The following is a 14,176-nucleotide window of genomic DNA, read 5'->3' as shown; positions in this document are numbered from 1 at the left end:
GATCAGCCGTCCGCGGACGCCGCGAGGGACCGGGGCCGCAGATCCGTCCAGTGGGTCTCGACGAAGTCCAGGCACGCCTCCCGGGTGTTCTCCTCGAAGGCGATCGTCCAGCCCCCAGGCACCGCCGCGAAAGACGGCCACAGCGAGTGCTGGCCCTCACCGTTCACCAGGACCAGGAACCGGCCGTCGGGGTCGTCGAACGGATTGGTGCTCATGGGTCAGTACCTCCTCGGGTCCGACGGGCCGTGACAGCCGCGCCGCGCGGATACCTCTGCCCGCCAGGCCGGCCGGGGTGTTCCCGACAGCGGACATGGAAGCAGACTTAGGTTAGGCTCCCCTAATTGACGTGAGCTTATCCCTTCTCCGTTCCCTGTCACAAGGAGACGTTCATGCCCCCGGTGACCCGCCCCGCGGAGGGCGCGCTCCTGCCCACTGGCAGGCCTTTCCCGACCGTCGCCGGCCGCCTCGGCGTGCGGCGATGACCGAGCCCGGCCACGGCCCGGCGCGCTCCTCCGGGAGCAGCCCGTTCGCGGCGTTCGGTCTTCACGGGGCCCCCGGCACCGACGCGTTCTGGGCGGCGGCGCGGACGCCCGCGCCGGCGCCCGCCCGCGACGGCGGCTGGCTGGCCCTGTTCCTCTGGCGCGGCTCCCCGGCGAGCATCGGCTTCGAGAGCTGGTCGGAGCCGGTCCCCCTCCGCCGGTGGGGCGGCACCGACTGCTGGTACGCAAAAGTGCCCATGCCCGAACGGCTGCGGGTGACCTACCAGTTCCTCGTGGACGACACGGCATACGCGGATCCGTTCAACCCGGCCGGCGCCGGCGGGGACCGTTCCATCGCCTCCACCCCGGACGCCCCGGCCCAGCCGCACTGGCCCGTCGTGGGCGCCGACGACGTGCTCCCCCTCCCGCGCACCCGGCTCCGCTGGACCAGCGAGCGGCTCGGCGGACGGCGCACGGTGGGCGTCCACCCCGTGGGCGGCGGCGGGCCGGTGGTCCTGCTGCTCGACGGGGACGACTGGCTCCACCTGCACCCGGCCATGGCCGCGTTCGACTCGGCCTTCGCCGCCCGCGAGATGCCGCCCGTCACGCTCGTCTTCCTTCCGGCCAGGGACCGGGCTGCCGAGTTCGGTGCCGGGTCCGGACTCTGGGAGGCGGTCCGGGACGAACTGCTGCCGCTGGTCGCGGAGTCCGACGTCCCCGCGGACCTGACCCGGCTGGTGGTCGCCGGGCAGAGTCTCGGCGGGCTGAGCGCGGTGAACGCGGCTCTGGAGTACCCGGAACTGGTGTCCCGCGTCGCCTGCCAGTCGGGATCGTTCTGGTGGACCCCTGAGGCCGGCGACCTGGCGGACCCCTTCGACGGCCCGGCCGGCGGCGCCGTCGCCGCGCGCCTGCGGGAGCGCGGCGGTCCGGCCGGCCTGAGGATCGCGTTCGACGTGGGGGAACACGAGACGCGGATGCTGCCCCACTGTGAGCGGGTCGAGGCCCTCGCACGGGCCGCGGGAGCGACGGTCCGGGTGTCACGGTCGGCGTCCGGCCATGACCGGGCGGGCTGGCGGCACGCCCTGCTCAGGGATGTCGCCTGGACCCTCGGCTGACGGTCATCGTGCCACCGCCAGGCAGTAGGCCTCATCGGTGGCGAGAAGGGCGCGATGGGTGTCCTCGGCCGTGATGACGCCGCCGTCCAGGACCAGGACCCGGTCGGCCGCGTCCAGGACGGCCGGGCTGCTGGTGATCACCACGGTGGTGCGGCCCCGGCGCAGCTTCACCAGGTTGCGCGCGATCAGCTGTTCGGTGACCGCGTCGACGGCCGTGGTCGGGTCGTGCAGCACCAGGACGTCGGTGTCGGCGGCCAGGGCGCGGGCCAGGGAGAGCCGTTGGCGCTGTCCCCCGGACAGGTTCGCGCCGCGGTCGCGGACGGCGTGGTCGAGTCCCGCCCGGTGCAGGGCGACGACGTCGGTCAGCAGGGACGCCTCGACGGCCTCGGGCACCATCCGGCTGGTTCCCGACGGATCGATGTTGGTCCGGAGCGTGCCCGCGAAGATCTCCGCGTCGTACGGGTTCACCAGCATGTGCTCGCGGACCGCCTCGACCGGCAGGTCCGCGATCTCCCGCCCGCTGATCCGTACCGCTCCCCCGTAGGCGTGCGCCGGGACGTTCACGGCCAGGACCGACGCGAAGTCGGCTGCCGCACGCGGCTGATAGGCGGCGATCGCCACGAACTCACCGGCGGCGACCCGCAGACGCAGCCCGCGCAGCGCCCCGTAGCGGACACCGTCGATCTCCAGGTCCCCGCCGGCGGCCGGGCGCTGGGGCCCTGGGGTCGTCGCCGCGGGCGCCGCCAGGACCAGTGCCATCCGCTCGGCCGAGGCACGGGCCGTCATCACGTACTTCGGCATCTCCGAGAACATCTTCAGCGGTTCCATGACGAACTGCGCGAGGCCCACGGCCATGACGAGTTGCCCGATGGTGATCTCCCCGTCGAACGCCAGCCGGCCGGCCGTCAGCGTCACGGCCGCGGCGAGGACGGCGTTGAGGGCCTGCGCGGCGCCGGCGTACGCGCCGTTCACCCTGGCGACGGTGATCGCCTGGCGCCTGGCCTCCGCGCTGACCTTCCGGTAGGACACGAACGCCGCGTGGTTGCCCCCGAATCCGTGCAGCGGGCGCAGACCGGTGATCAGGTCGGCGACCTTCGCGCCCGCCCGCGCGACCCGGGCCTGCTGTTCCTGCGTACTGGCGCCGATCCGCTTGGACAGCACGCTCAGGATCGTCAGGATCACGACGGTCCCCGCGATCACCAGCAGCCCCAGCCGTACGTCCGCCAGACCCAGCGCGACGGCCGCGACCAGGACCGCGACGAGCGAGCTGATCAGCAGGGGCACCACCTCGACGATGTCGGCGGTGGAGTCCGCGTCCTCGGTGGCGATGGTCAGCACCTCGCCGGACTTCAGACCGATGGGCCGGTCCACCGGCTGCAGCCCGCACGCCGCGACCGCTACCCGCCAGCGGTGCGCCTCGGTCGTGTTGGCCTTCTGCAGGACGCGCATCCCGAACCGCCACGACAGCGACACGGTCGTGATGATCAGGGCCAGCGCGCCGATCGACACCCCGAGGGAACGGGGGCTCCGGTCCTGCAGCGTGTGCTCGACGATCAGCCCGAGCGCGATCGGGAACGCGGTCTCGCCCGCCTGGTACAGGCCCATGAGGACGGTGCCCCGGACCATGGCTCCCCTGTTGCGGCGCAGAGCGGTGCGGAGGATGCCGGCTCCTCGCAGGGGCCGGCGGGGGTCAGGAGCGCGCATCGAGGTGACCCGCAATCGCTTCGGGGGTTCGCAGGGTGAGCAGGTCGCGGATCGTGACCACCGGGCCGTACTCCCGGCGGAGCAGCCCGGTCAGACGCACCGCGAGCATGGAGTGCCCGCCGAGGGACACGAAGTCGCTGACCGCGCTGACCTCGTCGTCGTCCAGGTCCAGGGCCTCGGCGAAGAACGCGCACACCGCGATCTCGGTGTCGGTCCGCGGTGCGCGTTCGGCGACTGTCGTCAGCACACCCAGTGGCTTGGCCTCCGGCAGCGCCTTGGTGTCGGCCTTCCCGTTCACGGTCAGCGGGATGCGGTCGACCTGCGCGTAGTGCGTGGGGCGCAGGAAGTCGGGGAGGGCGGCGCCCACTTCGGCGGCGACGGACGCCAGATCGCAGCCGTCGAGCACCAGGTAGGCGGCCAGCCGGTACGCTCCGTCGACCTGCGGGTCCGGCTGCGCGACGGCGGCGGCGAACCGCACCGCCGGGTGCGCGGCGAACGCGGCCTCGACCTCGCCCGGTTCGACGCGGTGCCCACGGATCTTGACCTGCTGGTCGGTGCGGCCCAGGTACATCAGGTTCCCGTCGGGCCGCCGGACCACCAGGTCCCCGGTCCGGTACATCCGCTCGCCGGGTGCGCCGAACGGGCACGCGACGAACCGGTGCGCGGTCTGGGCCGGCTGCCCGAGGTAGCCGCGGGCGATGCCGACACCCGACACGTACAGCTCTCCGGGGACGCCGTCCGGCAGCGGCCGCAGCCACGGGTCCAGCACGTACACCTCGGTGTTGTCGATCGCGACGCCCACCACCGGGTCCTCGCACTCGAAGGTGCCGACGCCGAGGGTGTTGATGGTGTACTCGGTGGGTCCGTACAGGTTGTAGCCGGCCGTGCCCTCGGTCTCGGTGAGCCGCTGCCACAGGGCCGGGGTGACGGCCTCGCCGCCCAGCAGCACCAGCGCGGGCCGCCGTCCGGGGTCGTCGAGCAGCCCCTCGGCCACCAGTTGCCCCGCGTAGGTCGGGGTCACGTTGATGACGTCGATCCCGTGCTCCAGGCAGTACGCGACCAGCCGGGGCGCGTCGCGGCGCAGTTCCTCGTCACAGATGTGCACCTCGTGGCCGTCGGCGAGCCACAGCAGCTCCTCCCACGACATGTCGAAGGCGAACGACACGGTGTGCGCGATCCTGAAGACCCGGTGTCCGTGCTCCGCCAGCACCGGCTCGAAGATCCGCCGCTGATGGTTGATCAGCATGTTCGTGAGTCCGGCGTACTCGGTGACCACGCCCTTGGGCTTCCCGGTCGATCCCGAGGTGAAGATCGTGTACGCGGGGTGCCGCAGCCGGTCCGGATCGTCCGGCGCGAACGTCCGGTACGGCGCGGCCGCGGGCAGCGGACGGTCGAGCTCGATCAGCTCGCCGGTCAGCCGGGGCGACACCGCGCTCACCGTGAGGATCACGTCCGGGCGGGCGGCGTCGACGATGGCGGCGATCCGCTCGTCCGGATGGTCGAGCTCCAGCGGCACGTACGCGGCGCCGACGCGCAGCACGGCGAACAGCGCCACGATCGAGTCGAGGGAGCGCGGGATCGCGAGGGCCACGGTCCGCTCCGGTCCGATGCCGCGCGCGGCCAGCACGCCCGCCACCGCGCGGCTGCGGTCTTGGAGCTGCGCGAAGGTCATGGCGCGGCCGTGGGCGACGAGGGCGACCCGCTGCGGATCGCGGTCGGCGGCCACGTCGAACCGGTCGACGACGGTGTCCGTGCCGACATCCGTACGAGCGGGGGGCTCCGGCGGCGTACCCACCCCGCGCAGGGCGCCGACCGGGCCGTCCGACGTGGCGAGGTCCTCCAGCACGCGCAGGTAGTCGTCGAGGAGGCGGCGGGCGTTCGCCGGGTCGTCGTCGCGGTGCTCCAGCTTGACGGTGAGCCGGTCTCCGGGCGTGACGACCCAGGTGAACGGGTAGTGGGTCGAGTCCTCGGACCGCACCGAGGTGATGCCGTGCCGGGCGTTCATCTCGGCGAACGCGTCGGGGTCCAGGAAGTTCTGGAGCACGAACAGGTTGTCGAACAGGCTGTCGTGTCCACTGGCCCGCTGGATCTCGCCGAGGCCCAGGTGCTCGTGTTCCATCGCCTCGACGCGGGCCGCCTGGACGGCCGTCAGGTAGGCGGCGACCGTGTCGTCGGGCCGGGCCCGGGTCCACTGGGGCACGGTGTTCAGCAGCACACCGACGATCCCGGACAGTCCCGCGCCCTCCCGGCCGGAGACGGTCACACCGAACACCGCGTCGCCGCGGCCGGTGTGCGCGCCGAGCAGCAGGCCGAACGCCCCGGTCAGCACCGAGTTCAGTGTCACGCCGTGCGTCCTGGCCGCGTCCCGCAGCAGGTCGGAGAGTTCGGCGGACAGGGTGCGGACGAGCGCGCGCGGCAGTTCGTCCGTGCCGGCCGGGCGCGGTCCGGCGAGCAGCGTCGGTCCGGTCAGGCCGGTCAGGTGCTCCGCCCAGAAGCGTTCCGCCACGGCGGGGTCCTTGGCGGCGAGTGTGCGGGCGTAGTCCTCGAAGCCCGGCGAGAGCGGGACCTCTTCCAGCGGTTCGCCCTCGACGAGGGACCGGTAGGCGGCGAACAGGTCCCGCAGGAGGATCTCGCGGGACCAGCCGTCCCACAGGAGCAGGTGGTAGCTGAGCAGCAGGCGGTCGCGGCCGCCGGGCGGACGCACCACGGTCAGGCGGATCAGCGGCGGCTCCCCCGGGTCGAATCCGGTCTCGCGGTCCCTGGCGCGCAGGGCGTCGGCCTCCGTCTCCGTCGTCAGGTGGACGGTGCGGACAGCGACGCGGCGGCCCGCCTTGAGGACCTGGACCGGGTTCCCGCGGTCGTCGGTGGCGAAGCCCGCACCGACGACCGGGTGCCGGGCGATCACGTACGCCATCGCCTCGGCCAGCGCATCGGCGTCCAGGCGCCGGTCGAACGTGAAGTAGCTCTGTGCGACATAGTGTCCGGCCGCGCCCGCCATCTGGGCCTGGAAGTACAGGCCCCGTTGGAGGGGGGTGACCGGCGCGGTGCGCTCAGCCGTGCTGGAGGCGTCCGCGACGTGCTCCAGCGCGGTCCGCCAGTGCCCGGTGATCTCGTCGGGGATGCCGTCGGCGAGGGTGAAGACCGCGTGCAGGCTGCCGGTGGCTTCGTCGGTCCACGCGTTGACCTCGACGGCGTACGGACTGCGCTCATCCGCGCCGGTGATGCGCGGCGCGTGGGACTCGCCGCCCCGGCCGAGGTAGTTGAACAGCACCTGGGGGTGGGCGGTCAGCAACGGGGCCGTCTGCGGATCGAGGTACCTGAGCCGGCCGTAGGCGGCGTGCCCGTCCTCGTCCGGCCGGCGTCCGGCGACTTCGCGCGCCGCCTCGACGGGGTCGGTGTGCGCCGTGAGCCGGACCGGGGCGATGGCGGTGAACCAGCCGACCGTGCGGGTGTAGTCGTGGTGCTCCCGCACGGGGAACCGGCCGTGCCGCTCCAGATCGACCGCGAGGTCGGTGGGTGAGCGCTGGATGGCCGTCAGCGCGGTGCGGAGCGCTCCGCACAGCAGCTCGGTGAGACCGATGCCGAGTGCGGCGGGCGCGGTACGGGTCACCCGGTCGCTCACGTCGGGCGGAAGCACGACGGCGCTCTCGCGCAGGCCCGCGACGGCGGGCAGCAGCGGGGGCGCCGCGAGCGTGGTGATCCAGTCCCCGACCCCTGCCACCTCGGCGGACCGGGCGCTCATCGCTTCCGCGTACTCCGCGTAGGACGTGGTGGGCGGTGCCAGGGCCGCCCCGCTCAGGGCGGTGGCCAGGTCGTCGAGCAGGATCAGCCAGGACACCGCGTCGACGGCGAGGTGGTGCACGGCGACCACGAGGGTCCGGCTCTCCGGCAGCCAGGAGAACGCGATGACGTCCCCGGTCCGCGGATCGAGGCGACCGGCGGCTTCGTTCGCGGCGGCCGTCGCGTCGGTCGTCTCCGCCCGGACGACGGTGACCTCGCGGTGGGGTGCGGTGCGCAGGGCCCACACGCCGTGCTCGACGTCCAGCTTCAGCCGGAGGACGGGGTGCGCCGCCACGACGGCGTTCGCGGCGCGTCCGGCATCGCCGTACCCGGTGCCTTCGGGCGCGACCAGTGTCCTGGCCTGGGCGAACCGGGCGAGCGAGCCGCCCAGTTCCCGCTTGCGCAGGATGATCGGGGTCGCGGGCAGTGGGCCGTCCTCACGGCGGACCGGTTGGGGCGCGGTCGGCGGTGTGCGCGATTCCAGCTGCTCGGCCAGTGCGCGCGGGGTCTTGAACAGGAAGACGTCCCGCGGTGCGATCGACAGCCCGAGCGCCCTCGCCCGGTTGATCACGGTGATCGCGAGGATGCTGTCACCGCCGGCCACGAAGAAGTCGGTGTCCGCGTCCACGGTGGAGCCCGGCAGGGACTCGCCGAAGACGCCGACCAGTGCGGCGAGCGCGGAGCCGGTCGCGGGTCCGGTCGCGGGTCCGGGGGCGGGGTCCGCCGCGCTGTGCCCGGCCAGGGCCCCGCGGTCCAGCTTTCCGTTGACCGTCAGCGGCAGCGCGTCGACCCGGCGCACCTGGCCCGGGACCATGTGCGCGGGCAGCTTCGCGGCGAGCAGGCCGCTGAGGTCGCCGGGTGCCCGGCCCACCACGTGTGCGATCAGGTGGTCGCCGCCGGCCGACGCGGTGACGGCCACGTCGACCACGCCCTCGAGTTCCCTGATCGCCGACTCCACCTCGCCGAGTTCGATGCGGAAGCCCTTCAGCTGGACCTGGTCGTCGGCGCGTCCCGCGAACTCCAGGTCACCGTCGAGCGTCCGCCGGGCGAGGTCGCCCGTGTGGTACATGCGGGAGCCGTCCCCCGCGAACGGGTTCGCCACGAACCGGCCCGCGGTGAGCCCCGGCCTGCCGAGGTAACCGAGCGACACCTGGTCGCCCGCGACGTAGATGGCGCCCACCCGGCCGGGCGGCACCGGCCGGAGACGGTCGTCGAGGAGATAGGTGTGCAGACCGGGGACCGGACCGCCGATCGGGCTGGCGTCACCGGCGAAGTCCTGGTCGGTGAGCACCCGGTGGGTGACGTGGACGGTGGTCTCGGTGATGCCGTACATGTTGACCAGCTGGGGCGAGCCGGCGCCGTGCCGCTCGACCCAGCCGCGCAGCCGCGCGGGATCCAGCGCCTCACCGCCGAAGATGATCCGGCGCAGTGCGGTGGCCGGTCCGCCGGCGTGCCGGTCGGCCTCGGCGAACTGGTAGAAGGCCGACGGGGTCTGGTTGAGCACGGTGACTCCCCGCTCCCGGACCAGCCGGTGGAAGTCCACCGGGGAGCGGGTCAGCGCGTAGTCCGGCACCAGGAGCTCACCGCCGTGCGTCAGTGCGCCCCACAGCTCCCAGACGGCGAAGTCGAAGGAGTACGAGTGGAACTGGACCCACACGTCACGGGCGTCGAAGCCCATGGCGGACCGGGTGTTCGCGAGCAGTGCCACCACGGAGGCGTGCGGGACGACGACGCCCTTGGGCCGGCCGGTGGAGCCGGATGTGTAGATGATGTACGCGGGGTCGTGGGGGGCCGGGCCCGTGGTGTCCGGGGCGGGCTCGTCCGTGCGCGGCAGCGCGTCCCCGAGTGCGAGCACCCGGGCCCGGACGCCCGCACGGGTCAGCAGACCGGTGAAGCGGTCCCGGTGCTCACGGCCGACGAGGACGACCTGCGGCGCGGCGTCGGCCAGGATGTACGCCAGCCGCTCGTCCGGGTACGCCAGGTCCAGCGGTACGTACGCGCCGCCCGCGGTGACGACGGCGAGCAGGGCGACGACCTGTTCCACGGAGCGCGGGACGGCGACGGCGACGCGTCCACCCGGCCCGACCCCGGTCGCCCGCAGTGCTTCGGCCAACTCGTCCTTCGCCGTCAGCAGTTCGCCGTAGGTGAGCGACCTGCTGCCGCCGTCGAGGCCGCACTGGGTGACGGCGACGGCGGCCGGGTCGCGCAGTGCGGCGGCGTCGAACAGGGCGTCCAGCGTCGTCGGCTCGACCGGCGCCGGGCGCCGGCCGTCGTCGGCCGCCAGGTCCTCCACCAGCGCGTCCGGCCGGGTGAGCAGGCCGGTGAGAGTGCGGGTGAACGTCCGCAGGATCGCCGAGGCGCCCGATCGCCTGAGCAGCGCGCCGTCGTAGATCAGGTTGAAGCGCGGCCGGCCGTCGTCGGCGCGTTCCACCACCAGCGTCAACGGGTAGTGCGGCGCCCCCTCGTTCACGATGCCGGTGATGACGAGGTCGTCCTCCGGTCCGCGCAGAGCGGCCACGTCGGTCGCCACGTCGAACACCACCAGGGTGTCGAAGCGGGCGCCGGTCAGCCGTCCGATCCTCGCCAGCGAGACGTGCTGGTGCGGCAGCACGGCGCTCTGGTGCTCCCGCACCGAGGCCAGCAGACCGGACGCCGTGGTGGTCGCGGTCCACCGGGCGCGCACGGGAACGGTGTTGATGAACAGGCCCACCATGTCGGCGATGCCGGGCACATCCGCGTCCCGCCCGGACACGGTGGATCCGAACACCACGTCCTGGCCGGACAGGATGCCGCCGAGTGTCACCGCCCAGGCGCTGTGCACCGCCACGCTCAACGGGACGCCGGCCGCCCGGGCGGCCGCCTCGACGTCGTCCGCCGGCTCCACGGCCGTGTCGGCGAACCGGTCGGAGGGGGTGTGGCCCTCGGCGACCAGTGAGGGTCCGGGCAGTGCGTCGAGCTGGTCGCGCCAGACGCGGTCGCTCTCCTCGCCGTCGCGTCCGGCGAGCCAGTGCACGTAGTCGGGGAAGCCGCCGGTCCGGTACGCGGTCCCCGGCCGGTGGTACTCGGCCAGCAGCGCGCGGAGCATCGGCGGCACCGACCAGCCGTCGGCGATGATGTGGTGCACGGTCTGTACCAGCACGTTCCGGCCGGCGCCGCCGCGCACGAGCGTGTAACGCATCAGCGGGCCGGTGGCCAGGTCGAACCCGGCGCGGCGGTCCTGTTCGGCGTACGCGCGGATCTCGGCATCGGTGACGCCGGGGCGGTCCAGTGTGGTGAAGGGCGCCTCGGCGCCGCTCTCCAGTACGGAGACCACCCGGCCGTCGGCGAGGGCCACGAACCGTGCGGCCAGGTTGGGGTACAGCGTCAGCAGCCGGGTGGCCGCCGCCGCGAGCCGTCCCGCGTCCACCTCGCCCTCCAGCGTCAGCAGTTGCTGCTCCACATAGCTGCCCGCCGACTCGTCGTCGAAGACCGAGTGGAAGTACAGGCCCTCCTGCAACGGGGTCAACGGGAGGATGTCGTGCAGGCCGGGGCCGTCCAGGGCGTCGACATCGGACTGGGTGAGCGGCAGCGAGCCGAAGTCGCTGGGCGAGTGGCCGCCCCCTTCGAGCGCGGCCAGTTGGGCCAGGGCCTCCCTCAGGTACTCACCGACGGCGGCGATGTCCTCGTCGGTGAACATGCCGTCGGGCCAGGAGACGGTGGTGACCAGTTCGTACCCACCGGCCACCGCCGGTTCGGCGATCAGGTTGAACTCCAGGGCGCGCGGCAGGCGCATCCGCGGGTCGCGCCTCTCACCCAGCTGCCCCGTGGTCCCGGCGAGCTGCCAGTCCCCGGCGGTGTCCGCCTCGAAGCGGCCCAGGTAGTTGAACAGCACCTGGGGCGCGGGCGCGTCGAACCGGGCGCCGGCCAGGTAGCGCAGGACGCCGTACGAGAGACCGTTGGCCGGCACCCGGGCGAGGTCCTCCTTGACCGCCTTCAGCGCGGCGGCCAGGTACGCGGGGGAGGTGGGATCGGTGGTGGCGCCCGGATCGACGGTCACCGGGAAGAGGGTGGTGAACCAGCCGACGGTGCGGGACAGTTCGGGCTCGAAGCCGGCGGCGTCCGCGACGAAGCGGCCTTCGCGGCCGTGGCCCTCCAGTTCGATGTGCGCGAACGTCTGGTCCTGGCCGAGGTCGCGGCGCCACCGGGCGAGGGCGACGGCGAGCGCGGTCAGCAGCACGTCGTTGACGCCCGCGTGGAACCGCGCGGGGACCTCGCTCAGCAGCGCCGCCGTGATCTCGGGACCGACCAGGACGGTCCGCTTCCGCTCGCGGGCCACCGTGTCGTCCTCGGCGAGCGCCCGCCTGCCCAAGGGATGGTCCACACCTGGCAGGGGGCGGCCGAAGTGGGCGAGGTCCGCGTCGAAGGCGGTGTGTCCGAGGAGCTCCGTCCAGCGCCGGAACGACGTGCCCACCGGGGGCAGTTCGACCGGGGCTCCCGAGGTGACCTGCCGCCAGGCCGTGGCGAGGTCCTCCATCAGGATCCGCCAGGAGACGCCGTCGATCACCACGTGATGGACGGCCACGACGAGTTGCCGTGCCGCGCGGCGCCAGACGGCGCGAAGCATGACTCCGTTGTCCGGGTCGAGCCCCGCGACGGCGAGGGTGACGCACGCGTCGAGCGGCCGGCCGCTCTCCTGCCACCCGGCGACGGCCGTGTCCGCATCCGGCACGTCGAAGCCCCAGCGCTCACCGCGCACCAGTCCGGCCCGGAGCATGGCGTGGTGGCGGACCACGGCGGTGAGGATCTCGTCCAGGGCGCCGGTGGTCAGGTCGGGCGGGGTGTTCAGGACCACCGACTGCACGAAGCCGTCGACCGCGTCCGTGGTCTCGCCGAGCCACTGGACGATGGGCGGCCCCACGACGGGCCCGGTCGCGACATCGTCGTCCCGCGCCGTGGAGGCGTCCTCGCGGGTCGCGACGGCGGCGAGGGCTCCGACGACGCCGTGGGTGAAGACCTGCCGGGCCGTGACGTGGAGACCGGCGTCGCGCAGCGCGCTCAGCAGGGAGATCGCCGAAATGCTGTCCCCGCCGAGCCGGAAGAAGTCCTGGTCGACGCCGACCCGCTCCAGCCGCAGCACCGCGGCCACGGCCGCGCAGACCAGGCGCTCGTTCTCGGTGACGGGCGCGCGCACCGGTCCGGCGGATGGCACGGGCTCCGGCAGCGCCGCCCGGTCGATCTTGCCGTTGGCGGTGAGCGGGAACTCCCGCAGCACGACCGTGTGGGCGGGCACCATGTACTCCACCATGTGCGTGGCGGCCCATGCCCTGACCTCTTCGACGTGCAGGTCCTCGTTGCCGGCGGCCGGGATCACGTACCCCACGAGGGAGGTGCCGCCCGCCGGGTTCCTCCTGGCGACGACGCAGCTGTGCCGTACGCCGGGGTGCTCGGCGAGACCGGCCTCGACGTCCTCGATCTCCAGGCGCATCCCCCGGATCTTGATCTGGTTGTCGGCCCGGCCGAGGAAGTCCAGTGAGCCGTCCGGGGCGAACCGGGCGAGGTCGCCGGTGCGGTACAGCCGGGATCCGTCGGACGCGAACGGGTTCGCCACGAAGCGCGACGCGGTCAGGCCGGGCGCGTTGACGTACCCCCGCCCCAGGAGGAAGCCGCCCACGTACAGTTCGCCGCCGGCCCCGACCGGGACCGGGCGCAGTTCGTCGTCCAGCACGTACAACTGGGTGTTGGGGTTGGCCTTGCCGATCGATGTCGACAGGCGTTCCGCCGCGCCCCGGTAGATGACGTGCGAGACGCCGATGGTCGTCTCGGCCGGGCCGTAGCCGTGGTACAGGGGAATGCCGAGGCGGCTGCGGAAGCGCTCGTAGAGCTCGGGGGTCAGCACCTCGCCGCCGCACCACACATGCCGCAGGCTGTCCAGCTGCCCGGAGTCACCCGCCATCTCCAGCAGGACGTCCAGCATGGACGAGACCAGGTACGTGAAGGTGACGCGCTGCTCGGCGATCACGCTCAGCAGGTGCTGGGGGTCGCGCTCGCCGCCGGGCCGCAGAACCACCAGCCGGCCGCCGCGCACCAGCGGCAGGAAGATCTCGTTGATGGAGATGTCGAAGGACAGGGGCGCCTTGAACAGGGACGCGTCGTCGTGTCCGAAGTGCAGGATCTCGCCGGCCTGCCACAACAGGCGTTCACTGATCGCCTCGTGCCGGATCATCGCTCCCTTGGGCCGGCCGGTCGAGCCGGACGTGAAGATCACATAGGCCAGGGCGGGTCCGGGGACGGCGACCCCGGGGCCCTCGGCGGGATAGGACGCGTACCCCCAGTCGCCGAGGTCCACGGCCACGGCCTCCGGCTCACCTGGGGGGTGCTCGCCCGTGCCGGTGAGCTGGAGGACGACCCGGGCGTCCTCGATCACGACGGCCCGGCGCGCGGCGGGCCACTGCGGATCGAGCGGGACGAACGCGCCTCCCGCCTCGAGCACACCGAGCAGCCCGATGACCATGGCGGCGGAGCGGCCCAGCGAGATCCCGACGACCTGCTCGGCGGTGAGCCCACGCTCGATCAGGTGGTATGCCAACTGCGCCGCTCGTTCCGCAACTTGGCGGTACGTCAGTGACCGGGGCCCGTCCACGATCGCGAGGGCGTCAGGGCGCCGGCGGGCCTGCTCGTGGAACATCTCCACGAGGGTGGGGCGGATCCGGCCCGCCTCGGTGTCGTTCCACCGTGCCAGGGTTTCGGTCCTCGCCGCGACGCCGGAGGGGCCGATGGTCCCGAGCGGGCGGTCGGGAAAGTCGGCGAGGTCGTCCAGGGCGAGCTGGGCATCGGCCGGAGCGATGCCTTCGGGGACGGCGATGCTGCGGCCGTCCGCGCCGACCGCCCAACCGTCCGCGCCACGGCCGCCGTTGCCGACCCACCCGAGGACGTCGGTGAACTGGGTGCCATGGGTGAGGTCCATGCCCTCAGGACCGCGTCCCCTCGCCCAGTAGGACAGGCCGATGGCGCACGCGGTGGTGAGGGTCCGGTCGCTGTGATCACCGGTTCGCCGGCGCAGGCCGGCCAGACCCGATTCGGAAAGCACTACGGCACGAACGCCCGGTTCCAGCATCGAAG

At 73.3% G+C, this 14,176-nt stretch carries 4 protein-coding genes; 1 reads left to right on the top strand and 3 read right to left on the bottom strand.

Annotated elements, in window-relative coordinates:
* Positions 1-2: 2 nt before the first annotated feature.
* A complete protein-coding gene (locus ABZ454_RS16945; protein WP_356322551.1) occupies positions 3-215 on the bottom strand; it encodes an MbtH family protein in 213 nt (70 codons plus the stop codon).
* A 263-nt stretch (positions 216-478) separates the two neighbouring features.
* Here ABZ454_RS16945 and ABZ454_RS16940 point away from each other — a divergent pair, with 263 nt between their 5' ends.
* A complete protein-coding gene (locus ABZ454_RS16940; RefSeq protein ID WP_359538692.1) occupies positions 479-1,594 on the top strand; it encodes an alpha/beta hydrolase-fold protein in 1,116 nt (371 codons plus the stop codon).
* 3 nt (positions 1,595-1,597) lie between these two features.
* Here the strand turns inward: ABZ454_RS16940 and ABZ454_RS16935 are convergent, their stop codons facing one another.
* A complete protein-coding gene (locus ABZ454_RS16935) occupies positions 1,598-3,298 on the bottom strand; it encodes an ABC transporter ATP-binding protein (RefSeq protein WP_359538690.1) in 1,701 nt (566 codons plus the stop codon).
* Positions 3,285-14,171 (bottom strand): amino acid adenylation domain-containing protein, encoded by a 10,887-nt coding sequence (locus ABZ454_RS16930; protein ID WP_359538687.1) that lies wholly within the window; start codon positions 14,169-14,171, stop codon positions 3,285-3,287. The genes ABZ454_RS16935 and ABZ454_RS16930 overlap by 14 nt, the downstream gene beginning before the upstream one ends.
* Positions 14,172-14,176 lie beyond the last annotated feature (5 nt).

This window comes from Streptomyces sp. NPDC005803 (assembly GCF_040630435.1).
Classification (GTDB): Bacteria; Actinomycetota; Actinomycetes; order Streptomycetales; family Streptomycetaceae; genus Streptomyces.
This window is presented reverse-complemented; position numbering and strand designations above follow the sequence as displayed.